This is a genomic window from Cutibacterium sp. (assembly GCF_030525615.1).
Classification (GTDB): Bacteria; Actinomycetota; Actinomycetes; order Propionibacteriales; family Propionibacteriaceae; genus Cutibacterium.
Genome location: NZ_JAUNEJ010000002.1, coordinates 340,531 through 364,052 on the forward strand (window position 1 = coordinate 340,531; position 23,522 = coordinate 364,052).

The 23,522-nt window shown below is 60.6% G+C and carries 16 protein-coding genes; 5 read left to right on the plus strand and 11 right to left on the minus strand.

The genetic code is table 11. From position 1 onward, the window contains the following. The first annotated feature begins 555 nt into the window (after positions 1-555). Positions 556-6,030: a S8 family serine peptidase gene (locus tag Q4B98_RS05335; protein ID WP_303196050.1), complete on the plus strand. Its 5,475-nt coding sequence runs from the start codon at positions 556-558 to the stop codon at positions 6,028-6,030. Between the two features lie 298 nt (positions 6,031-6,328). On the opposite strand, the gene Q4B98_RS05340 is transcribed toward Q4B98_RS05335, so the two are convergent. The 7 genes from Q4B98_RS05340 to Q4B98_RS05370 all read right to left on the minus strand — a co-directional run bounded on the left by Q4B98_RS05340 (position 6,329) and on the right by Q4B98_RS05370 (position 16,030). After that, entirely contained in the window at positions 6,329-6,712 is a 384-nt protein-coding gene (locus tag Q4B98_RS05340; RefSeq protein WP_303196051.1) for a rhodanese-like domain-containing protein, read from the minus strand. A gap of 373 nt (positions 6,713-7,085) precedes the next feature. Then, entirely contained in the window at positions 7,086-8,222 is a 1,137-nt protein-coding gene (locus Q4B98_RS05345; protein WP_303196052.1) for an ROK family transcriptional regulator, read from the minus strand. Between the two features lie 82 nt (positions 8,223-8,304). Further along, positions 8,305-9,843 carry a sulfatase-like hydrolase/transferase gene (locus Q4B98_RS05350; protein ID WP_303196053.1) on the minus strand — a complete coding sequence of 513 codons (1,539 nt, stop codon included), beginning with the start codon at positions 9,841-9,843 and terminating at the stop codon, positions 8,305-8,307. A 42-nt stretch (positions 9,844-9,885) separates the two neighbouring features. Continuing rightward, a complete protein-coding gene (locus Q4B98_RS05355) occupies positions 9,886-11,346 on the minus strand; it encodes a sugar porter family MFS transporter (protein ID WP_303196054.1) in 1,461 nt (486 codons plus the stop codon). 504 nt (positions 11,347-11,850) lie between these two features. After that, positions 11,851-13,080, minus strand: coding sequence for an anaerobic sulfatase maturase (locus tag Q4B98_RS05360; protein WP_303196055.1), 1,230 nt, complete (start codon positions 13,078-13,080; stop codon positions 11,851-11,853). A gap of 134 nt (positions 13,081-13,214) precedes the next feature. Next, entirely contained in the window at positions 13,215-15,161 is a 1,947-nt protein-coding gene (locus Q4B98_RS05365; protein WP_303196056.1) for a long-chain fatty acid--CoA ligase, read from the minus strand. Positions 15,162-15,232: 71 nt separating this feature from the next. Then, on the minus strand, positions 15,233-16,030 hold the full coding sequence (locus tag Q4B98_RS05370) for a deoxyribonuclease IV (protein ID WP_303196057.1): 798 nt from the start codon (positions 16,028-16,030) through the stop codon (positions 15,233-15,235). A 138-nt stretch (positions 16,031-16,168) separates the two neighbouring features. Between Q4B98_RS05370 and Q4B98_RS05375 the strand changes: the two genes are divergently transcribed. Genes Q4B98_RS05375 through Q4B98_RS05385 form a run of 3 tightly spaced genes read left to right on the plus strand, consistent with a single transcriptional unit; the run spans position 16,169 to position 18,286 of the window. Next, entirely contained in the window at positions 16,169-16,978 is an 810-nt protein-coding gene (locus tag Q4B98_RS05375; protein ID WP_303196058.1) for an SDR family oxidoreductase, read from the plus strand. Between the two features lies 1 nt (position 16,979). Next, positions 16,980-17,804: a lysophospholipid acyltransferase family protein gene (locus tag Q4B98_RS05380; protein ID WP_303196059.1), complete on the plus strand. Its 825-nt coding sequence runs from the start codon at positions 16,980-16,982 to the stop codon at positions 17,802-17,804. After that, positions 17,804-18,286 carry a GyrI-like domain-containing protein gene (locus Q4B98_RS05385; protein WP_303196060.1) on the plus strand — a complete coding sequence of 161 codons (483 nt, stop codon included), beginning with the start codon at positions 17,804-17,806 and terminating at the stop codon, positions 18,284-18,286. Before Q4B98_RS05380 ends, Q4B98_RS05385 begins: the two co-directional genes overlap by 1 nt. 89 nt (positions 18,287-18,375) lie before the next feature. Here Q4B98_RS05385 and Q4B98_RS05390 read toward each other — a convergent pair whose 3' ends face one another. Together Q4B98_RS05390 and Q4B98_RS05395 are read right to left on the minus strand one after the other, a co-directional pair. After that, a complete protein-coding gene (locus Q4B98_RS05390; RefSeq protein WP_303196061.1) occupies positions 18,376-19,542 on the minus strand; it encodes a ubiquitin-like domain-containing protein in 1,167 nt (388 codons plus the stop codon). Positions 19,543-19,831: 289 nt separating this feature from the next. Continuing rightward, the gene (locus Q4B98_RS05395) at positions 19,832-22,090 is read right to left on the minus strand and encodes a cation-translocating P-type ATPase (protein ID WP_303196062.1); all 2,259 of its coding nucleotides are present in this window, start codon (positions 22,088-22,090) and stop codon (positions 19,832-19,834) included. An 11-nt stretch (positions 22,091-22,101) separates the two neighbouring features. Here Q4B98_RS05395 and Q4B98_RS05400 point away from each other — a divergent pair, with 11 nt between their 5' ends. Then, positions 22,102-22,254: a hypothetical protein gene (locus tag Q4B98_RS05400; protein ID WP_303196063.1), complete on the plus strand. Its 153-nt coding sequence runs from the start codon at positions 22,102-22,104 to the stop codon at positions 22,252-22,254. Here Q4B98_RS05400 and Q4B98_RS05405 read toward each other — a convergent pair. Then, positions 22,242-22,628, minus strand: a complete 387-nt coding sequence (locus Q4B98_RS05405) for a heavy-metal-associated domain-containing protein (protein ID WP_303196064.1) — start codon at positions 22,626-22,628, stop codon at positions 22,242-22,244. The two genes, Q4B98_RS05400 and Q4B98_RS05405, sit on opposite strands and share 13 nt — an antisense overlap. An 18-nt stretch (positions 22,629-22,646) precedes the next feature. After that, positions 22,647-22,901, minus strand: coding sequence for a metal-sensitive transcriptional regulator (locus Q4B98_RS05410; protein ID WP_303196143.1), 255 nt, complete (start codon positions 22,899-22,901; stop codon positions 22,647-22,649). Positions 22,902-23,522 lie beyond the last annotated feature (621 nt).

The window sequence follows — 23,522 nt, forward strand, 5'->3', positions numbered from 1 at the left end:
CCACCTCCTCTGGTCTCAACGGCCACAAGTACATCCCGTGGCAGGAGGGCGAATGCCACCGGTCGGGATCTTCCCGATCGGCCAGCTGCCTCAGCTGACAGCCAGATGAAAACAATACCGGTCAACTCGCCGTTCTCCGAATTCACCGCGTTGCACTTCGCCTCAGTACACCTCCCCGACACACACCGACACGGCGTGACGATTCATCCTTCGTTCCCGGAATCACACGCGCGGCGCGTGGCGAACTGGGCGGCAACGCCACAGAACCAACCGTGCAGCAACGCCACAGAGCTAACCGTGCGGCAAAGCCACAACGCACTCCAGGTCAGTTCCCAAGGCAGCCTTCAGCCATTGATAACGGTTTCATCACATTGTGCGGCAGGGTCTCGCATCCCTGAGTAACTGTTCGATAACGTCTTCTCCAAAGTGACAAGAACTGTGTCCGTCAGTCCGACATGAGCCCATGGCTGTGTGCCGGATTCATGGACCATCTGTCTGTCACCCGTGCGAATCCGGGAAGTCCGGTCGCATTGCCAAGGAAAGACGGTCACACATATGCACACGTTTCGACGAGGAGGGCTGCTGGCAGGCGTTGTTGCGCTAGCCCTGGCAGCTACCCCGGCTGCTATGGCTGCCCCGGACCCCACACCGCCAGCCCCTTCTCCTGCCTCTGCTACCCGCACGCAGTCCGAGAAGGTCAAGGTCATGGTGCTCCTGACTGGCCAGCCGACAGGACGCGGCGTTGAAAGAACGAACCTCGCCGAACTCAATCGGACTGTTAATGCTATTCAGTCCAAGATTCCGATCAAGGTCGATCGCCGATTCGGCATGCTCCTGAAAGGGTTTTCGGCCTGGGTCGAGGCTTCTGACATCCCCACCCTGCAGGCCCAGCCAGGAGTCGCATCTGTCAAACCAGTGCGCGCTTACAAGCCCGTCGATGACGAGGTAAACCTGGCCACCAGAGCTACCGCAGCCCGCACCACAGGACTGGACGGACGCGGCACCGTCGTTTCCATCATCGACTCCGGTATCGACATCAAGCATCAGGACATGCGCCTTAGCGCCGACGGCAAGGCACACGCCAAACTCAAGGCGGTAGCCGGGTTCACTGACAAGGTGCCATACGGCTACAACTTCGCTGACGACAACACCAACGTCAAAGACACCAGCGCAGAACAGCACGGTATGCATGTGGCCGGCATTGTGGCGGCCAATGGTGGATCTGACGCCGACGCCACAACCAACGGACGTGTCAACGGTGCCGCCCCTGAGGCCCAGTTACTCGCCATGAAGGTGTTTTCCAACAATCCGACAGACTCCGGGTCCGCCTATACCGACGACATCGTCGCCGCCATCGAGGAATCGGTGCGTCGCGGAGCTGACATCATCAATATGTCTCTCGGCTCGCCCGACGGTCTCGATTCCTCCGAGCAAGGCGACACTCTCGCCATCGCCAACGCCCAGCGTGCCGGTGTCCAGGTCCTCGTCGCTGCCGGCAACGATGGGTTGTCGACTTCTATCGACGGCGACGAATACGACGCCCTGGGACGTCTCGACAATGGGTCATTGGGAAGTCCAGCTACCGCCCCTGCCGCGTGGTCTATCGCGTCAATTAACAATGCCCACAAGGTAGTCGCCGCTGCCAAGGCCACATGGGAGAACGGTTCAGCGGTGGTCGGTTACGACCAGCAGGCCGGCCCTGTCGATACCGACGTCCACAAGCTCGTCGTTGCTGGAATCGGCAAGCCCGAGCAAGTCCCCGCTGAGGTCAAGGGTAACTGGGCACTTATTGAACGTGGCGAAAACACCTTCGCCGAGAAGGTGCAGAACGCCGTCGACAAAGGTGCCACCGGTGTCATTATCTTCAACAACGCTGATGGTGGGAACGACATCCCAGGAATGGCAGGCATCGAGGACGCCAAGGTACCCGTCTCCGGTATGAGCCACGACGATGGGCAAAAGCTCGTCGACATCGCGAAATCCGGCAAAGAGGTATCGATTCAGCTCACCAAATCCAATCAGGTGATAGACAACCCTGATCCGTTGCTCGCTTCGAGTTTTACTTCCTGGGGAGCCACCCCGGACCTCAATTTCAAGCCTGAGATCGCCGGCATTGGTGGGGCTGTGTACTCGACGCTCAACGACAACAAGTACGGCGTCAAATCTGGTACCTCGATGGCTACCCCGAACCTTGCCGGGCTCACGTCACTGATGTTGCAATCGCTGCGCGCCAAGGAACCAGGATTGTCTCCCGTCGACGCCGCAGCCCGAATTCGCACCGCCTTTTCCAATACCGCAGTAAGGCCGACGACCTCTGACGGTGTACCTCAGGCTCCCCGCCAAATTGGCGCTGGCCTGGCCCAGGTTGATCGTGCCGTCGCCACCAACGTGCTCGCTACGGTGAACGGCAGCCCGAACGTAGCTCTCAAAGAGATCACGTCACCACGCAATGTCAACGTCACCCTCACCAACGTCAGCGACAAGGCGCAGACCTTCGACGCTGGTCAGACCTGCGTCATTAATGAAAGTCACGAACCTGACCAAGCGCTGACCACATGCTCGACCAGCGAACACGCTGCAACCGCGACGAAAACCGTCACCGTCCCCGCCCACGGCACCGCAAACGTATCCTGGACGGTGACGCCCAAACCCGGCGAAGCTCACTGGCTCGAAGGCTGGTTGACCCTCGCGTCGACCGATCCAGACCAGCCCGATCTGGCTGTCCCCTACCTGGGGTTTGTCGGCGACTGGAACGCTGAGAACATCATCGACACCCCCGTCTACGACAAAACCCCGTCGCTGATGTCTCAAGCATTCGGAGAGACCACACCCCACAAAACGGTGCTTGCCAGCACGATCCTCGGGGCAATGACCATTGAACGTGGTGTGGGAGACAACTACTTCTCCCCCAATGGCGACGACATGTTCGACACCATTTTTGCCCAGACCCTGCTGCTACGCTCGGCTCAGGAGCTCAAATTCTCCATCGTCGACGCCCAGGGCAAGACCGTCCGGGAACTCGGTTCTGATCGCGACCTGCAGCACATCCTGCTGAACAAACTCGCTGCCATCACAACCAACGCTGCCAATAGTGATACCGACCGCAGTTGGGACGGCAAGGTGTGGGACGCCAAGAAAGCCGCTTTCGTCACTGCCCCCGAAGGTAACTACACCTTCAAGGTGCAGGCTCGTCTGTCGCCGAACTACGACTGGCAGACCGTCGAGATGCCCTTCATTCTTGACGTCACTGCCCCCAAGGCGACCACCTCGGTGCGTAACAACGCTGACGGCTCCGCTTCGGTCATCGTCAAGGTTGCCGACGCCGGCTCCGGTGCCGGTCCGGTTACCGCTGTGGATAGCTCAGGCACCATGCTGACCGCTGACACCAAGTCCGTTCCCGGCGCGACTGTTTTCACCGTTCCGAAACCAGCGGCAGCCAAGTACGTGCAGGTAACTGCAGCCGACGGGGCTTTCAACACCACGACCTCGGTCGTCATGCTCGACAAGGCCGTCCTGGCAACCCCCGACTCCCTCCTGACGGGAGCCGTCGTCAACGACGAAACCCCCGACTCTTCGAGCCTGTACCAGGTGGCGGACCAGCCCTTCCTACGCAAGGACAAGACCCTACCCGTCCGTGGTGCGGTCTCCGCTGAGGTTGCCAAGGTGACCGTCAACGATGTCGATGCGACCATCGACGCCGACCACTACTTCACGGCAATGGTCCGATGGGCTGAGGGTCACAACACCTACGAGATCGTCGCCTATGACGCCGCTGGCAAGGTCCTCGACCGCTCGACGACATGGATTGACGTCGACCTCAAAGGGCCGCAGCTGACCGCCGACGCCAATCGCAATTCGCAAAGCCTCGTCACGATCAAAGATGACGGGACGGTCGACGTCTCTGGCACTGTCTCCGATGACCAGGCCAGGATTGGCGACAAGCGCCGTCCGCTGACGGTTACGATCGACGGCAAAGACGAGAAGGTTCAGGTAAACGCCGACGGCACCTTCAAGACGACCGTCACACCGAGCGCGTCGGCCACCCAAGTTGCCGTCACGGCCGATGACGGTGTGAACGTGACCACCGTCACTTTGCCTCTCGACCGCCCGGTCACCGAAGACAACGCCTTGCGGGTTACTTTCGACAACCCGGCCATGGCTGCTCCGGACCTTCCATTCGGCCAGCAGAACATCTTCCTCGACGGCAATGACCCCGCCATCGATACCAAGGCCGACCCGCGCACGTACACGATCTCGGGTACCTTCAACCGTGCTCCCAAGTCCTTTACCATCGAGGGCAAGGAGGTTCAGCTCGACTCCAAGCTGCACTTCTCGGTCAAGGTCCCCATCACCCAAGGGGTGACCAAGATCGGCTACACCGTCACTGACACCACCAAGGATGCCCAGACCGTCGAGGGAGCGTGGCGCGTGTTCTACGACAGCCGGGTCCCCGGTATCCAGCTCGATCATCCGCGCATCGCCCAGGATGGTGCTATCTACATCACCAAGCCGTCGCAAGACGTCACCTTTGACGGTCGGGTGTGGGACAACGCCTTCGGCTACAACTTGGCTATCAATGGCAACGTCGTCAGCAATTTCACCAACATCTGGGACCCGGGCGCCAACATCAACAAGCGCGAATTCTCCGAGGACGTCACTGCCTCTGACGGCGACCGCATTCTGTTGGGCCTGTACGACCTCATGGGCAACGGACTTGAGCAGATCATCCCGGTCATCAGCGACACCGAAGCCCCCGACGTCGAGGTTTCTGGCGTCAAGGCCGGTGAGGTGGTGTCCGAGCCGACGACGATTACCGTCAAGGCTTCTGACGCCCACCTTCGCAACATGAAGGTGACTCTCGATGGCAAGCAGGTCGCCTTCAAAGCCACGAAGGTGGTGCCCGCCGAGGGAGCCACGGTTGACTTCTATGGTGAGGAAGATGGCGGCGCTGCCCCGTCGACCTCTCCTTCAACCGCAGCTTCTGCCACTTCATCGGCCAGCGCCCCGGGCGCCAGCTCAATTGAGAAGGTCGCCGCCAGGGCCGCTGCTGCCCAGCAGGCCGCCGATAACGAGGCCGCCGAGGATGACGCTGAGCCGGCCACAACCGGCGAGGACTACACCCAGCTGACGGTAGAGCTGCCGACCAAGGATCTGGCTGCTGGCGCCCACCAACTGGCTGTCACCGCCACTGACCGGGCTGACCGTCGTACCGACGTCGCCGTACCGTTTACGGTGGACGCTGTGCCTCGCATCGAGGGGCCGGCCGCCTTGGTTGTTAACCCCGACGAGAACATCCTCGACCAGATTCGTGCCGCCTACCAGGTGGTTGACGATCTCGACGGCGACCTCGTCGTCAATGCCAACGTGAGCGGACTCGTCATGGACCAGGCTGTCCCGGTCGTCCTGAGCGCGGTCGACTCGGCTGGCCACGCCGTCACCAAGACCGTGCGAATCACGATGACACGTCCGGAACGGACCCTTACCGGCGAGTGCGGAACGATGACAGGTCGATTCGCCAAGGACGACTCGATCTCGATTACCTGCCGCTCCGGCGACGACGGGGACGTCCTCGTCACCATGAAGAACGCCGGGCCGACCGTCACCGGAACCCTGACACTCAACGTACCGACCGATCGCAAGATCCTCATCCTCGAGAACGGCACGGTCGTCGGCACCGCGACGGGCCAGGTTGTCGACGGCAAGGTCGTCCTCAAGGTGCCGTCGAAGATCACTCTCGACTTCGTTGCCGAGAAAGCCGAATCGGGCGGCACCCAGCCGACTACCCCGGGCAAGACGAAACCAGGCCAGGTCACCAATCCAGGCCAGGTCACCAAACCGGGCCATGACAATGAGCCGGGTAGTAAGCCGGGTAGCGATGAGTCGCATGGTTCGCAGGCTCAGCACCGTCACTACCAGTTGCCTTCCACCGGAGGTGACCCCGCTACTGGTCTGACGGGCCTGGCCGGTCTCGCCGGACTGGGAGCGCTGGTCAGCATGGCAATTGCGGCCATCCGCAAGTCACGTCGCTGAGGCCAAACACCGCATTGCCCCCTCGCCCATGGGTGAGGGGCTGGTGCGTCAGTGGTGCCTGATTGCCTCTGCGCATTGCCCCCTCGCCCATGGGTGAGGGGGCAATGTTGTGTGCTATCACGCAATACTTCCGACCACGTGCCCTCACACAGTGTTTTGCTTCTAAGACGCACTGAGAACGAGGTCTGCTGTAGGGGTGCTTTTCTTGCGCCGGGGTGTCATTGCGCGTCTTTGTCATTGCACGTTTTGCGCCGGGATGTCATCCGGGCTAGGGCGACGCCCCAGCGGTGGCAATACCTCAGCGATCGCGTGGCGGCCCAGGAATGAGGATTTCTCCCCCAGCCCGCCATGCCCGCAACCCGGATGCGAGGAAGTCACAGGTGTAGCCCTTTTCGCGCACCGGCCTCACCAGGTGGCCAGATCGGAACCCGGTATCGCACACCAAAACGAAATGAGGGTCGGGCTCAGCCAACGGGTCATCACCATAGATCGCGGTGAACGGGTCGGCGATCAACTCTTTGGGATTGACGAGCCGAGCTCCAGGAGCGTGGCCGGCTTCATACTCGCGACGAGTCCTGACGTCGACGAGAACTCCCCCCTTGGCGAGGATATTGAGAACGTCAGGAAGCTCAAGACCTCCCTGGGCCATTCCATGATTTATCAGCAGGTCACGCAGTCCCATGTCTGCACAGTCTAGGGAAAGCAACGGTGATTCACCCCGCCACCCAGCGCGTGCCAACTCACCCGGTGGCGAAAACTCCCGGCTCGGGCAGGTCCGGGGAACGGCCGTGCTTATCCTCCGAACCTGCTGACGAAAATGGTCATGCTGCCTGCGTGTCAAGATTCGTGTTGACCCCGGCTAGCTTTTCCCCAGCTTCACAACGCCCCGCCGACGCGCGGTCAGAGCACCAAGCGACAAAAATCCCCAGTCCACAACGCACCTACGCACTGGGGTGCCTGGTCCATGGCTGAGCTGACGAAAATGGTCACGAAACCTTCGGGATGGACGACTCCACGCCCCTCGTCCCATCTACGCCAGATTCAGGTTGTGCGTCCTACTTGCTATACGTCAGAGCCGCAATGGCCGCACCCATAGCCCTGCCATCGTCATCAAGAACCGCCGGGACAACCTCGATGTCCCATGGAACTCCGGGTATCAACTCGGCAGCCAGGGCGTCTTGAAGATCCTGAACAATTTCCGGACACGCGTGCGGCAACTCTCCCCCGACAATGACTCGCGAGGGGCTCATGAGAAGAACTACCGCTGCGCTCACGCAGGCAACTGACTCAGCTGCTTCCCTCAAAGCGTGGCGGGCTTTTTTGTCACCACGTGCCACAGCCTTGGCAAGAGCACCAAGATCATCTACCCCCGCCGCCTGGCACACCGCCGGGATTGAGGCCACCGTTTCCAAACAACCCGTCTTCCCGCAGTAACATCGACGACTCGACTCCGGGACTCGGGCGTGTCCCAATTCCCCCGCGTAACCGGTCGCCCCGTCGCGAACATGATCGGCGACGATCACGGAGCCGCCTACTCCCCATCCCAAGTGAACATAGAACTGCTCTGCGATCCCACCCCCAGCGCCGTCGCGGGCCTCTCGCAAAGCGGCCATCCTGATGGTGTTATCGACAATGACCGGCGCCTTCCACCACCGCTTCGTCAGGAAAGCCACCTTCGAGGCATAGGTGTCGCCGCGGCCTACCGGCACTGGCAGCCCGACACCAATGCCCGTCACATACCCAGCCTCCAGGCCGAGATCTGACATCTGTGCGGCCAAGGCGTCCACCAACCCGGCGAGGTTGTCCTCCCACTGCTCAGAAGGATCGCGACCTCGTGCGACCTTGGCCACTTGAAACCCTTGATGATCGACGGCCACCGCAAGAGCCCGGGAGCGAGAAATGTCGAAACCAAGAACGGCCACCACCCCGGCACGCAGGGTGAGTCGCTCCACCGGACGCCCCCGACCGCGACGGTGGGGGTCAACGAGGTAGTCAACGATGCCTTGTACCTGCAATGCGCCAAGGGCACGCCCGAGAACGGGACGGGAGATCCCAAGGACACTACACAGCTCGGCCCGGGTGTACGAGCCTGTCGACAGCGCGTGGATGATTCGCTGTTCCAAAGTCTCGGCCTGGGGACGTGTGAGGTATTCCATTGGCGTCACTTCCCTTCCGCCGTTGGACCTCTTCACGAATGTTCTCAGTGTGCCACAAGACGCGCTTCTGCCCGCCCGAGAAGCGCATCTCAGACGGGCAGAAGCAGACAGATCGGGGTCAGTCGGTGACGACCTCGTCGAGGTCCGACCGGGCGGTGTTGACCAACGGCACGTCAAAATCGACCATCGCAGCCATCCACTTGGCGAAGGAGTGATCTCCCCGCTCCCGCAGCTGACGGTAAAGCTCCTTGGCCAGTTCACGACGAATGTCGTCATAGACCGGAACCGTATAGACGTTGTTCATCTCGGCCGGGTCTACTCGTAGGTCGTAGAGCTCGTTGATCGACTCATGGTTCATAACCAGTTTGAACTCCCGGGTGCGCAACATACGCTGCTGCAGCGGGAAATGGTGACCGTGGAACTCACAGACGATATTCTCGCGCCATCCCGGCACATCCTCGCCACGGGTGAGGTCGACGATGGAGCGGCCGTCAGGAACAAGGGCGGGGTCGAGACCAGCGATGTCCATAACGGTGGCGGGCAAGTCGATGAGCGACACAAAAGCGTCACTACGACCCACGGTCGAGACGCCAGGGATGTGGGCAATGAACGGGACGTTGTAAATGTCGTCGTACATGGCCGGGCCCTTGTCGTTCATCCGGTGTGACCCGGTGAACTCGCCGTGATCGGCGGTGAAGAAAACCGCCGTGTCGTCGAGCACCCCAAGCTCCCGAGCAGCATCCATGATCCGGCCAATCTCGAAATCGATCATCGAAACGTAACCCCAGTACACGGCAATGAGCTTGCGCCACTGGTCGTTGCTGAAACTCGACGTCGACCAGTAGGTCGCATAATTCTGCTGTACCGGGGGCTTACCGATGAGGGAATCGCCGAAGTTCTCCGGCAGGGTGACGACATCGGGGTCGATGAGGTCGAACCACTCGTCAGGCAGGAAATAGGGCAGGTGCGGGCCGAAGAAGTGGACGTCCAGGCAGAAGGGCTTGCCACCGTCTTTCCAATCCTTGGCGTATTGACGCAACCGCGCGATAGCCCGATCCGCCAGGAAGCGCTCGAAGGTCGCCTCCTCCGGCTGGTCCAGACGAGCCGCGATGATATGACCCGGACGCTTGCCAGGAAGCTCACCGCGCCACAGATCGTGGGCCTTGACGGGCGGAAGGTTGTTTTCCTTGAGCCAAGCGACGTATTTCTCGTTACCTACAGGGTTTTCAGCTCCCCAGTAAGTGTCGTCGTCAGCGCCAAAGGCCGACGGCAGATTCGCTCCGCAGTGGTACTTGCCGACGATACCGACGTTGTACCCGTTGTCGTGGAGTTCCTGAGTGTACGTCCAGGCATCGAGGGGAATCTCGGTCTGATAGGCGATGTTCCACTCTGGATTGGCCAACACCTGGTGCTTGATCGGCAGCCGCCCGGTCATGAGGGAGGCTCGCGCCGGAGTGCAGATTGCTGTCGGCGTGAAGGCATGGGTGAAAGCGAAACCGTTCTTGCCCATCTCGTCGAGGACCGGCGTCTTGGCATGGGGGTTACCAAGACAGCCAATGGTGTCGACGCGGTGCTGGTCAGTCATGATGACCAGGACGTTGCGGACGTTCTCGGGAATATCCCGCTGACGGGGTGTACCAGTCGGGTTCTCAGTCATGGTCCTTTCCTTTCTGTGAGGAATGTATGAGCTGCGCGGAGCTCACGCACCCATCTCCTCGAGTTCCTTGCCCGCCGTCTCATGGAGGTAACGGGCAGTGAAGATGACGGCGAGGATGCCGAAGCCGCAGTAGATCCAGTAGATACCAGCCGGCGACCAAGCGACAAGGAACGGGAAGAGCAGAACCACCAGGAAGTTGACGAAGAAGTCAGCACCCGAGGCCATCGACATGGCCGCACCACGGATCTGATTGGGGAACATCTCGCCCATGACAATCGAGAAGATCGGTCCCCAAGAGGACGTGAATCCCAGCAGGAAGCAGCACAAGGCAGCAATGGCCAGGAATCCTAGGACCGGGCTGTGTGAAATGTCGGGGCCATCTGCAGTCTTGGGGGCGATCGTGAAGACGAAAGCGACAACGGCCAGGGAGACGAAGATGAGGGTGCCGCCATAAATGAGCATCCGCTTACGTCCGACGCGGTCAACTAGCAGAATGCCGGTGACGACGCCAACGATCTTGAAGCAGGTAATGATGAGGGTCTGCTGGAAGGCTGTGTCCTCAGAGAAGCCGACGGCCTGGAAGAGGGTGTTCGAGTAGAAGAAGACGCCATTGGTACCGGTCAGCTGCTGGAAAGCGGCGATGGCCATAGCGACGAAGACAAGGCCCTTCCACTGCGAGGTCATGACGGCGCGGATTCCGAGGGTGCGCTCCTTGACTCCCAAGGTCTTGCGAATCGCCTCGACGCGATCCTTCGCTTCCTCGGCGGTGTCACCGGTGACCTTGGTAATGACAGCAGCGGCCTTATCGCTGCGACCGGCAGCAACGAGCCAGCGCGGGGATTCGGGGATACGAGCTGTCATGACGGCGTAGAAAATTGCCGGGATAAGCAGGCACAGGAACATCCACTGCCATGCTTCGAGGCCAAGGGCCAGAGTTTCTGACGTGCTACCGGCAGCGCGAACGACCAGGAAGTTGATGAGGCCGGCGAAGAACAGGCCCAAGATGATGGCCAGCTGCCGGAAAGCGATGAGGCGACCACGGATGTCAGCTGGGGCAATCTCAGCAACGTAGCCGGGAGCGACGGTTGTCGCAGCTCCAAAGCCGATACCACCAATGATGCGGCACACGATCAGGAACGGGTATCCGCCGAGCCAAGGACACATGGCACCGAGCACAGCCTCAAACAGCAAGAAAGGCGCAACCCACATCAGGGTGGTGCGCCGTCCGATACGGTCGGAGATTCGGCCGGCAAAAATGGCACCGATGAAACCGCCGATAATGCCGGCGGCACCTGCGACGCCCTGGGCGATCGGACCCAAGTGGAATTCGGAACCTACGGCGGCGATGGCGCCGTTGAGGACCATGCCCTCGAACCCGTAGAAGAATGGGCCGAGAGTGGCAATGAGCGCCAATGACGTGGCGTATTTACGCGCAGCCGCGCGGCGCGGTTCGAGAGGTGCTCCCGCCTGTTGTGGGGCGGGAGAACTGGTTGCGGTGGACACCTACTTGCTCCTTTGGTGATCGATCCGGTCGCAGATCGGACGACACCAACGTCGCCCTGCGATGGCTAGACCATAAGGACAGGGGATTTTTGACCGCAACCCCGGTCACTAAAACTCTACTATTTGTGACGGAAATCACACACTGCGGATAGGGCTGGTAGAGCTGGCCTCCTCGTTCTTTCCCCCGGTCAAAAATACCAACAGCGGGTTGTCATGGTTACTGGGGTGCCCGGTACCGCAGGGTGCTGACAAAAATCGTCAATGATGAAAACCGTCCCCGAGATCGCCAGACTGAGACCTCTCGAGGAGCCGGCTAGATCTTGCTCATCCGTCGGCGATCATGATGATGTAGATGGCCCCCCTACAACAGATGACTCCTGTATAGACGACATGAGCGAGGCCCCGGGGCACACGAGCCGGGCACGACGATCCCGGACGTATGGCTTCACCGTGTGGCACGCTCGGGGACCTTTGCAACGCACCCGAGAGGCGTGTCGAAAACTGTCAACGAGCCGACGGCCTCAGCCTGTTCCTTACCTCAGGATCGAGAATCTCGGCAGGAGCACGGTTGGCACGCACCAGCCGGGCCATGGCCACGAGATCGGGACGGATGGATGAGTAGAAGTGGAAATACCCAGGACACAGGTAGTTCTGGCCCTCTTCACCATCGGTTGAGGTGACGAAACGATCCTTGGGGCACCCACCCTGACACATTCTCAAGTACGGACACTTGCGGCATTGTTGGGTAAGCTGAAGATTCTTCTTTTTCGAAAACTTACGCATGGTGTCTGTCGAGACCAGCTCTGCAAAGGACTTTTCTCGAATAGACCCGAGACGCCAATCGGGCTCAACCCAATGGTCACACGCATAAACGTCGCCATTGAATTCCATGGCCATGTTATTGCCGCATTGCGGGGCATGTACACACACTGGGTGAATCCCAAACATAGCTGACAGGGCAGCGTCGAGGTCCTGAATGAACACCGTCCCGACGTCATGGTGAACCCATTCGTCAAAAATCTCGATAAGAAACTGGCCATACGCCATCGGATCAACGCTGCGAGATGTCACCGCAGCGCCTTCCTGCCGATAGAGCAGCCGCTCACCTGAAGCCGTCCGCCATCCCGCTTCGGCCACCGGGAGATCTTCGTCGTTCACCCTCTCGACAATGGGGATAAACTGCAAGTACTGGGCCCCTAAGTCGTCACGGAAATGCCGATACACCTCGAGACCACAATGCTGATTTGCAGCATTAACCGTACACAGAATATTAGTCCGAACCCCAGCTTTTTGCAGGAGTCGATATCCGCGCACGACCATGTTATACGTCCCACGTCCACCACGGTTCTTGCGATACGCGTCATGGAGATGAGCTGGGCCGTCTATCGACACACCGACCAGAAAATCCTGCTCGGCCAGGAACTCCGCCCATTCTTCATCAATGAGAGTGGCATTCGTCTGAATTGCATGAGTTACTTTCTGACGCGGACGTCGATATTCCTCCGCAAGCTCGACAACCCTTCGGAAGAACGGCAGCCCTCGCAGGGTCGGCTCACCGCCCTGCCACAACATCATGACCTCACCGTCGCCGCTGGCAGCCAAGAATTCCGCCACGTAGTCCCGTAAGGTGTCTTCGTCCATCTGCTGACGCGGGGCGTCGTAGAGCAATTCCTTCGAGAGGAAGAAGCAGTACTCACAGTCCAGATTACATGCCGCACCTGTCGGCTTTGCCACTACTGACAAGGGTAAACGCTGACGCACGAGGGGGCCTGGGGTGCTCTTAGCCGACACGTGAGATGCCATTGTTCCTTCCAGTGTTTTCGTCGCTCGTCATAATCCCGCAGCAATCATTCCAGACACCGCAGAACTTAGTGCTTCGAGTTCTCCTTGCTGGCCTTCCGCCGCGCCGCAATTCTGCTGTACATCTCCTCGACGACCTCGGTGAACCTCTTCTCGACCTCGCGACGGCGCACCTTGAGGGTCGGTGTGAGCAAGCCGTTGTCCATCGTGAACTCGTCCCACAGCACCCGCAGGTCACGGATCTGCTCCTGGTGGGGCAGCTTCGCGGTCATCGCGGCCACACGCCGCCGAATCTCCTCTGCCAGCTCCTCAGATCGCAACATCTCCGGAACTGTCATCGACGAGATGTGGAGTCGTTCAGCGATCTGTTCCACCTGCGGCAATGATGGCTTGACAAGCAGGGTCAGGCACGGTCGATTGTCACCCAGCAGCACCGCATGTTCAAAGAGAGGATCTTTCATGAGGGAGTTCTCGATGGGCTGTGGCGAGATGTTCTTGCCGTTAAGGGTGACGATGATGTCCTTGAGCCGATCGGTAATGACGAGAAAACCGTCATCGTCGATGTACCCGATGTCACCGGTGTGCAGCCAGCCGTCCTCGATCGCCGCAGCAGTTTCCGCCGGGGCCTTCCAGTACCCCTTCATGATGTTCGGACCGCGATAAAGGATTTCCCCCTCCTCGCTCGTCGTTATCCGACTACCCACCAGCGGCTTACCCGCTGTGCCGAACTTGGTCCCGCCGGGGGAGTTGAAACTCACCAGCGGGGAAGCCTCGGTCAACCCGTAGCCCTGGCACACCAGCAGACCGCACGCGGCGAAGAACTCCTCAACCTCTTTGCGCAGCGGTGCCCCACCCGCCGCTAGCACAGTCTTGGGCCCGCCAACAGCGTCACGGATGGCCTTAAGGACGAGCCGATCAGCAACCTTGTGCCGCGCCTCCAGCGAGACACTGGGGCGACGCCCTTCCTGCTGGGTCAGCCACCACTCGCGGCCCACCTTGATCGACCATTCGAAGATCCTCAGCTTGGCTGGGGAATCAGCGACCTTCTCCCGCGCCACCTTCATGACCTGCTCGTAGAGTTTCGGCACCGAGACAAAAAGGGTCGGCCGAACCTCTGCCAGCATCGCCGAAACAGTCTTGGGGTTAGACACGAAGGTATTGAGGCACCCGTGACGAATGACCACCATCGACCAGCCCCACTCCAAGGCGTGCGACAGCGGCAGAAAGCTCAACGAGTGATCGGCCGGGGAGAAATCGAAGAAGGCGTCGAGGGCCTGCAGCTCGGCCAGGGCGGCGCGATGGCTTATCATCACCCCTTTGGGTTCCCCAGTGGTTCCTGAGGTGTAGATGAGGGCAGCGACGTCGTCACCACATGATTGTTCCATCCGCTCCTCAACGATGGGCTGCATATGTTCACACACCCCGGCCTGACGCACCTGCTGCAGTGAGAGCACCCTCAAGCCGTCATAATCACCAGTGCAGTCGCCTGAATTGATAAGCACGACGGTCTCCAAACAAGGCATTCGATCCCGTGCCTCGAGAATCCGGTCAAGCTCCTTACGACCAGCGGTGATGATCGCACGAACCCCAGCGTCGGTGACGATGTGGACGATCTGATCGGGGGTCGACGTCGGGTAGATCGGTACCGGGACGGCACCAATCGTCATGCCAGCAAGATCAGCCTCAATCCACTCCGGGCAGTTGCCGGAAAACAGGGAAATACGGTCCCCCCGCTGCAAACCGTCCTCAGTCAACACCCCCGGGGTGACGAATGCCCGTGCCAAACCCGCGACGCGACGCCCCGTCTCAGCGTAGGTACGGATGATCCACTGACCGTCCTGACGCACCCTGGTGGCGGGACGAAAACCGTGAGTCGCCACCACGTCACGGAACATATGGGCAAGGTGGGTCTCGACGAGATTCTCGCCCGGTACCGGCTGGCCGAGGAGTTCGCCGACCGGGTCAGCCTCCCGGGACTGGTCAGCCTCCCGGGACTGCCGCGTACTCGATGTCATAACCGCTCCCCCTGCCGGCATAGACCTGACACTTCATCGTAGTGTTCCCTCATCATGGTCGCAGATAGCCGTCACAAGCGCTCACGCAGCCAGTCGATATCGCGTGCCTGCCCCTCGGCGTCCCCGGGGGTCTCGACGACAACCGGCGCCTGTGCCGCCCGGATGACATCGACGAGGACACCAGAGTCGCACTCCCCCTCCCCCAGGTTGGCGTGGCGATCGCGTCCCGAACCAGCCGGCCCTTGCGAGTCATTGCCATGCACAAGGTCGATCCGACCAGTGATTGCGCGGACGTCGTCGACCAGGGTCGTCATGTCCAGACCGGCCGCAAAAGCGTGGCAGGTGTCCAGACAAAAACCAACGTTCTCATGCCCCGAGGCAGCGTCAATCGCCTCCCAGGTCCCCGACAGCCTCTCCAGGAAACGAGCCATCGCGTGGTCCCCGCCCGCCGTGTTCTCCACGAACAGCGGCACCGGGAACTCGAAACCGTCGATGGCCTTACGCCAGTTGTCCTGACCCTTCTCGATCGGCTCTCCGGCCCGCACGTGGCCGCCATGGACCACCACGCCGATCGCTCCAATCTCGGCAGCGGCGTCGAGGGTCTGCTGCACCAGCTTGCGGCTGGGAATGCGAATGCGGTTATTGAGAGAGGCGAGGTTGATGACGAAGGCAGCATGTACGACGAGCTTCAGCTCGGCTTCCTCGGCAGCCTCTTTAAGAGCTTGGGCACCGCCCGGGAAATCACAGACCGGCTTCTTCCACGATCGCGGGTCTCCCAGACTGATCTGGGCGATGTCGGCCCCACGCACTGCCGCTTGCGCCACGGCGTCGGTAGCCTCGACGTGACCGCCAATGATCCACTTCGTCATGCCAACACTGTGCGCCATCTAACACTGTGCCAGGCAGAACGGACGGTTCTCTCACTGACGACGTTCGCTTCGGCGGAACGCTAACGAAAGTCGATGTGAACATGGTGACCGTCCCTCAAGTGCCGTAGATTGGAGGGCATGGCAACGAGCATGGTCACGGGTGGAACATCAGGTATTGGCCGCGAGTTCGTCACCCAACTGGCTGCCCGTGGCGACAACATCGTCATCGTCGCCCGCGACACCGAGCGAATGGCCACCATCAAAGCGGACATCGAAGCCCGCTACCGGGTGTCCGTCGAGACGATGGAAGGGGATCTGTCGCAGCGCGCAGACGTTGATCGCATTGCTGCCCGCCTGGAAGACGCCGCTCATCCCATCGACCTCCTCGTCAATAACGCCGGTTTCGCGGTACACGCCAAAATCCTCGACCCCGACTCCCTCGAACTGCAAGATCGTGCCTTCGAGGTCATGATGAGGGCAGTTCTGGTGCTCTCAGCCGCCGCCGGACGGGCCATGAAGTCCCGCGGCCACGGAGCCATCCTCAACGTCTCTTCCTCCAGCGCCTGGATCAACACCGGCAATTACTCAGCCATCAAAGCGTGGGTGCTGACCTTCACCGAAGGCCTCGCCAACGAACTCGCCGGCACTGGCGTCAAGGCCATGGCTTTGTGCCCCGGCTGGGTCCACACCGAGTTTCATTCCCGCGCTCACGTCACCGCAAACCATCTGCCCGACTTCTTCTGGATCGACGCCCCGGTCCTGGTGCGTGAGGCCCTCAATGACCTCAACCATGGCAAGGTGGTGTCCGTCCCCACCCCACTCTGGAAGTTCTTCATCGCAGTAGCCACCCACACCCCGCGATCTGCCATGAGATTCCTGTCACGAACCCTGTCCTCATCGCGGGACAAGGACGATCACCCACAACAAACGTCGGGAGGCGAGGCCTGAGATGGCCAGCGTCAAGCCCACCAAGGACCGAGGCCGGTACACCAACGATCTTTCCGCAGTGGCGCGGCAGGCAGCGAATATGCTCTTGCTGAGACCACTGGTGTGGAAATTGGTCAAGGTATCCGTGCATGGTGCAGACAATCTCGACGGACTCGACGGAGCCTACGTGGCCGTCGCGAACCATTCCTCCCACCTCGACGCCCCGCTGGTCTTCGGAGCACTGCCCAAACGGCTCTCGAAGTACTTGGCGACCGGGGCGGCAGCTGACTACTTCTTCACTACATGGTGGAAGGCCGTCGCGCCGGTGCTCTTCTTCAACGCATTCCCTGTCGATCGAGGCAAGGGCAAAACCAAGCAAGGAGCACACAGCCCGCGCTCCCACCGTGGTATGGCAGGGTCCTTGTTGACCGACGGTGTACCGCTGCTGATTTTCCCGGAGGGCACGAGATCGCGGACTGGAGCGATGGGCACTTTCAAACCGGGGGCTGCCGCACTCGCGATTTCGCGCGGAGTCCCCGTTATCCCGATTGCCCTCATCGGTGCCTGGGCTGCCATGCCTTCTGAGCAGTCCGGACTTCCCAAAGGACGTCCTCCGGTTCACGTCGCTATCGGTCACCCCATGGACCCCATCCCCGGGGAGATTGCCCACGAGTTTTCTGAGCGGGTTCGTCGTCAAGTCATTGAGCTGCACGACCAGACGGCCCGCGCCTACGGTATGCCTACCCTCGACGAGTACGGACGTCACCGAGCCTTGAGTCAAGCTCACCCAGCTTCCCAGACTAAGGAGGCACCGGCTGAGTCATCTCCGCCCAAAGGAGGTCGATGATGGATCGCCCAGTCAATATTCGGGAGGTTGAGGCCTGCCGGGTCATCTCAATGACCCGGGTGGTGTCCATTGACCAGCTGGATGCGTTCATGGATGAGGCTTTCAAGACGTTGGAACGCCTCGCGCCGGGCGACCCGTCCCTCGACAAGGCCGCTCCCTTCGTCATCTACCACGACGGCTTGACCGACGAGCATGACGGCGCGGTCGAGGTCTGTCAGCCAATTCAGGGGGCTATCGACGACTCCGTACTGCCTGAGGATGTCACCGTACGCACGGTGAACGCCCATCGGGAAGCCTGGGTGACGGTGACCAAGGCTGAACTCGAATACCCCGACATCGACGAGATTTACGACAATTTTGACGCCTGGCTAGAGAACGCCGGGATGGTACACAATGACGCCCCTCGCGAGGTCTACTGGGCCAATTGGGATACCACCGGCATGGAAGAGCCGGTTTGCGACGTCTGTTTCCCCATCGCCTGAGACGGTACCGACGCGCATAACCCGCCACGCCGAACTCGCCGACCGGAACGAACCCGTTCCTCGTCGCCTTGACAAGGCCTTACCCATCATCAGCTGTAACGAACAGTCACCAGGCCCTGTCCGGGAGCGATGGCGTTCATGGCAGCGGTCGACAGGTCGAGGCAGCGCCCGCCGACGTAAGGGCCGCGGTCATTGATACGCACGGTCACAGTACGACCATTGGCAACATTGGTGACGCGAATTATGGATCCCAGCGAGAGGGTGCGGGAAGCAGCGGTCAGGGCCGACGGATCGAAAGTCTCGCCGGAGGCGGTGGGTCCACCGGCGGTGCCGTCGCCCTCGCCGTAGGTGGACGCCACGCAGGTACGACCGCTGGTCACCGGATTCGAGGTGGACCCGCTGTTCGAAGCAGCCGAGGCCTTGGCAACCTTTTTCGTGCCAACCTTGACGACCTGGGTTACCGGGGCCTTCACAACCTTGGTGGAAACCTTCTTCTCGGAAACCTTCTTGCCGTCCTTGTATACGACAGCCCAAGTCTCTTCGTTGGTTCCCTTGACGCCCTTGGTGGTGACCTTGGTCTCCCCCTTGGCCATCGAGGAGTCCTCAACCTTCTTGACGGAGAAGGGGACTGCCACCCGACGCTTCTGCGAGTTCTGATCGACCATGGTCAAGGTGATCTTCATACCATCAGCCAGCGGAGTGCCAAGACCCGGCTTGATGACGTCATTGGAGTCGTAGGAGACCTTGGCGGCCTTGAGAGCGTCGGCGACCGTTCCTACCGTGGTGACTTTCTGGGTCTTACCGCCAACGGTGACGGAGACGTCTTTAGCAGTCTGCATAGAAAACGACAGACCAGCGCGGGAGATGTCCAGCGAGCGCGACACCGACACGACATTGTCCGGGTCAGACTGGTTGAGCTGGTCCAGCACCTCGGAGACGTTCTTGGCGGTCGTCCAGCGAACAACCTTTTTGCCGTCAATGGTGACGACGACGCGGCGACCGTAGTTGACGGTAATGACCTGGCCGTCGTGGATCTCGGACTCCAGCGAAGGCTGGACGTCGTCATGAGGGCCAACGGTAATCCCGTGCTGGGCGAGAGCCTGCTTGACCGTGCCCGGCTTGACCTTAGCCTGCTGGGAAACTCCGTCCACAGAGAAAGTCACGGTGTCTCGATCAAGCGCCTGGACCATCGTGAGACCGCCAGCCGAGGTAAGGCTGAGGGCTCCGGCAATCGCGGAAGCTACAACTTTCGACATTCGACCACTTCAGTATCGGGGGCTCGGGGGCCCGGTACGGGGGATCGGCGTCAGCCACATTTGGCGTGCGCCAATGTGCCTCCTAGGAAGCACGGCCTTTACATTAGAACAGGTCACCCGGAGAATCCAAAGATTTGCTGAGAAACTTAAGATTCGCTTACCCCTGGCGAGTGTCTCGCGGAAGCCGGGCAGGGCTGCAGGCCGACAACCATCCATGAAAACCGAGTGATATAGCGGTCCGGAAGCTCCATGTCGCTGAAAACGAATCCCGCTGAGCCGTTGCAGTTTCTCAGTTTGAATCGCTCACTTCCGGGTGCCAGCGCACCAACCTCATCGAGTTCGTCACCACAAAAACAGAGCTAAAGGCCATCGCTGCGGCCGCGATAACCGGACTCAACAGCCCCAGTGCGGCCACCGGAATAGCCACCACGTTGTAGGCGAAGGCCCAGAACAGGTTCTGGCGAATAGTGCGGTCCGTAGCGTGCGCCAACGACAAGGCATCAACGGCGAGCCTCGGGTCTCCGCGAGTGCAGATGATGTCGCTGGCGGCAATGGCAACGTCGGTGCCGGTCCCCATGGCGACGCCCAAATCTGCCGCCTGGAGAGCTGCGGCGTCATTGACACCATCACCCATCATCGCGACGCGGGTTTCATGACCCTGCAGTTTCCGCACGAGGTCAACTTTGTCTTCCGGCATGACCTCGCTCATGACCTCCCGAATGCCGGTTTCTGCCGCCACACGTGCGGCAGCGCCGGAATTGTCACCGGTCACCAGAACCGGACGGACTCCTGCCTTGATGAGTCGCTTGACGGCGGTAATGGCTTCGGGTTTCACCTCGTCGCTGACCGCGATGGCGCCAAGAATGTCGTCACCTCGACCCACGACAAGCACCGTGCGGCCCTCGGACTGTGCCCGCTCGACAATTCTCGACAGGTCGCCGGGGATCGCGTCGAAAAGTGACACCCGACCCGCCTTGGATGGCAGCCCGTCAACAACGCCGCTGACTCCGCGACCTGGCAGGGCCTGGAAATCCTCGGCGGGGGCAACTGCGGGGCATGCCTCGACAACAGCTCGCGAAATCGGGTGCTCCGACCCTGTTTCAAGCGCTGCAGCGACACGAAGGGCAGGCGGGTTGTCAGAAATGTTCACCGCGCGTCCGGACTGGTCCCACACCTGGACGACCGCCATACGCCCCGTCGTCAACGTCCCGGTCTTGTCCATCGCCATAACGCCAATTCCGCGCGCCCGCTCAAGAGATGCGGCCCCCTTGATGACAATGCCCAATCGCGCTCCCCGACCGGTACCGGCCAACAAGGCCATCGGGGTCGCCAGGCCGAGGGCACAGGGGCAGGCGATGATGAGAACCGCGACCCCAGCTGTGAAAGCCGCCGTGACCCCCTGACCCAGCAGAGCCCACACAACCATCGTCAGCACCGAGATGAGCAAAACTGTCGGTACGAAGATCGACGAGACCTTATCGGCGAGGTCCTGAGTCTTGGAGCGACTGGTTTGGGCAGCCTCAACGAGAGAGGCAATACGAGACAGCTCGGTGTCCGAACCGACCGCAGTTGCCTCCACGACAAGCCGCCCAGAGGTATTGACAGTGGCCCCGACAATCTCGTCGCCAGGTCTCACTTCCACTGGCAAGGACTCTCCGGTGACGAGAGAGGCGTCAACGGCAGAACTACCCGCCAGCACTCGACCATCAGTGGCGATTTTCTCCCCCGGTCGCACCACGAACTGGTCTCCCACTGTGAGCGCCTCGATGGGAACGGTGACTTCCTCGCCATTTTTGACGACTCGCACCGACTTTGCGCCCATTCTCAGCAGTGCCTGCAGCGCGGACCCAGCTTCGGCACGGTTACGTGCTTCAATCCAACGTCCCACCAGGATGAAGGTGATGACACCCACCGATGCTTCCAAGTAGAGAGCCGATGACGGATCCGCGCGTTCCAAGGCAAAAGTCATGTGGTGGCGCATACCGATATGTCCGGCATTGCCCCACACTAGAGCCCACACTGACCACCCCAGCGATACCAGCGAGCCAAGGCTGATGAGGGTGTCCATCGTCGTCGCCCCGTGGCGCAGGTTCGTGAACGCAGCGCGGTGGAAACCCTCACCACACCAGAAGACGACCGGGAGACTGAGAGCGAGAGCCACCCACTGCCAGCCATCGAACTGGAGGGCGGGAATCATCGACAGGACCATGACCGGAATCGCCAGAATGACGGCAACCACCAGTCTGGTGCGGATTTTCGCAGCGTGATCCGCAGGCGGTGCTGCGGGTTCTGGTAGCGCAGCGCCATATCCAGCCGCCTCGACGACCTCGATGAGGTCGCGAACCTCTACCGGCCCCGTGGTCAGGACATGAGCCTTGCTGGTGGCGTAGTTAACGGTTGCTTGAACCCCGTCGAGCTTGTTGAGCTTCTTGGTGATTCGAGCGGCACACGAAGCGCAGCTCATCCCGCTGATGTCGAGGTCGATGGATGTGGGTTCCACTGCCCCCTGCAGTGGTGGCTGTGCGTCGTGACGGGTCAGGGTGGGCATGTCATTCCTTCGTGGACCACCCGTCGGACTACTCGATGTTGGGGACACCTATGCCGGTCGTCCGAGTAGCCCGAGGTGGCCTGGGAGACGCGGGAGAACCGTATTCGGACATTGCGGGGAATCAGGTCAATGTCGTCGAGATGGCAACCACTCAGGCTTTGTGACCTCCGCAACCACAACCACCCTTGCCGACGTGTTCAGCGTGCTTGGCAGCGGCTTCTTTGGAGTGCTTGTGCCCGCCACAGCCACACTCGGACTCCCCCTGAGTACCGTGTCCGTGACCTCCACAGCCACAACGACCGCCAGGATGTCCGGCAGTGTCGAGGGAGGTAGCCTCGGCGACGGTGTACTCACCAGCCTCGTCCACGGCGTCGGCAACCTGGCCGAAGGGGATCTCCTCAGCCGAGTCGATCGTCATGGAGCCAGAGTCCAGCGAGACGCTGACATTATCGACGCCGGCGATGGCTGAGACCTCCTCTGTAATGGCCTTGACGCAGTGCTCACACGTCATTCCGTTGATGGTGTATGTCTTGTGCATTATTCCTCCAGCGTGTAATCAGGCTTTGACGAGGCGAGCGATGGCCTGGTTCGCCTCGGTGATCTTGTCCTGAGCTTCCTGCCCACCAGCTTGGGCTGCGCGAACCACACAGTGACTCATGTGCTCAGCGAGCAGTTCCAGCGAGACGGATTTCAGAGCCGAGGTGACTGCTGAAACTTGGGTCAGAATGTCAATGCAGTACTTCTCCTCATTGACCATTCTTTCCAGACCTCGCACTTGTCCCTCGATCCGCTTGAGGCGACGCAGGTGCATCTTCTTGTGCCCGAGATACCCGTGCTGGGGGTGGCTATCACAGGCACCGCACTCTTCGCCCGACGCCGCTTTTTCGGCATCGCGATGAGCAGGGACCGGCTCCGGGGTATGGCAGCAGTCATCTGAGTGGCTCATGGGTCCTCCTCCACTGTGAAACATACCCTCTGGGGGTATACAACACAAGACTGCTCCGCCAACCCAGAATCTCGAGGAACAGAACCCTCGGCGACCTCAACCCGGCGGCGCACACCAACCTGACCCGCCTCATCAACCCGCTGAATACCGGTCTCACCAGCCCCAAAGGCCACTATCAGCTATCCACAAGGGCTGTGGATAAGTGCCCGCCGAAGGGTATGTCAGGGGTGCTGAAACCACCCATCCTCACTGTCGCACCGCAGTTCGTCCTCAACCCGACACGCCGGAAATTTGCGTCCAATTCCTCACAAGACCCCTGTCACCCCTAGTCAGACGGTGTTTTGGGCAGAATACTCCACTGCATATCCCCAGCTGCGCCGGGTTATCCACACGTTTTCCCCAGACCGTCCACACGCATCCTTCCCTTACCCACAGGGGCTGTGGAAAACCCGCCTGCAGGCGATCCAAAAACGTGGCACACTCCCC

Bases quoted from the DNA above. Each gene is read 5' to 3' on its own strand.
- Q4B98_RS05385 (WP_303196060.1), top strand. From the start codon at position 17,804: ATGGATCGCCCAGTCAATATTCGGGAGGTTGAGGCCTGCCGGGTCATC.
- Q4B98_RS05350 (WP_303196053.1), bottom strand. From the start codon at position 9,843: ATGACTGAGAACCCGACTGGTACACCCCGTCAGCGGGATATTCCCGAG.
- Q4B98_RS05410 (WP_303196143.1), bottom strand. From the start codon at position 22,901: ATGCACCTGCGTCGCCTCAAGCGGATCGAGGGACAAGTGCGAGGTCTG.
- Q4B98_RS05335 (WP_303196050.1), top strand. From the start codon at position 556: ATGCACACGTTTCGACGAGGAGGGCTGCTGGCAGGCGTTGTTGCGCTA.
- Q4B98_RS05380 (WP_303196059.1), top strand. From the start codon at position 16,980: ATGGCCAGCGTCAAGCCCACCAAGGACCGAGGCCGGTACACCAACGAT.
- Q4B98_RS05370 (WP_303196057.1), bottom strand. From the start codon at position 16,030: ATGACGAAGTGGATCATTGGCGGTCACGTCGAGGCTACCGACGCCGTG.
- Q4B98_RS05405 (WP_303196064.1), bottom strand. From the start codon at position 22,628: ATGCACAAGACATACACCATCAACGGAATGACGTGTGAGCACTGCGTC.
- Q4B98_RS05340 (WP_303196051.1), bottom strand. From the start codon at position 6,712: ATGGGACTGCGTGACCTGCTGATAAATCATGGAATGGCCCAGGGAGGT.
- Q4B98_RS05375 (WP_303196058.1), top strand. From the start codon at position 16,169: ATGGCAACGAGCATGGTCACGGGTGGAACATCAGGTATTGGCCGCGAG.
- Q4B98_RS05365 (WP_303196056.1), bottom strand. From the start codon at position 15,161: ATGACATCGAGTACGCGGCAGTCCCGGGAGGCTGACCAGTCCCGGGAG.
- Q4B98_RS05395 (WP_303196062.1), bottom strand. From the start codon at position 22,090: ATGCCCACCCTGACCCGTCACGACGCACAGCCACCACTGCAGGGGGCA.
- Q4B98_RS05390 (WP_303196061.1), bottom strand. From the start codon at position 19,542: ATGTCGAAAGTTGTAGCTTCCGCGATTGCCGGAGCCCTCAGCCTTACC.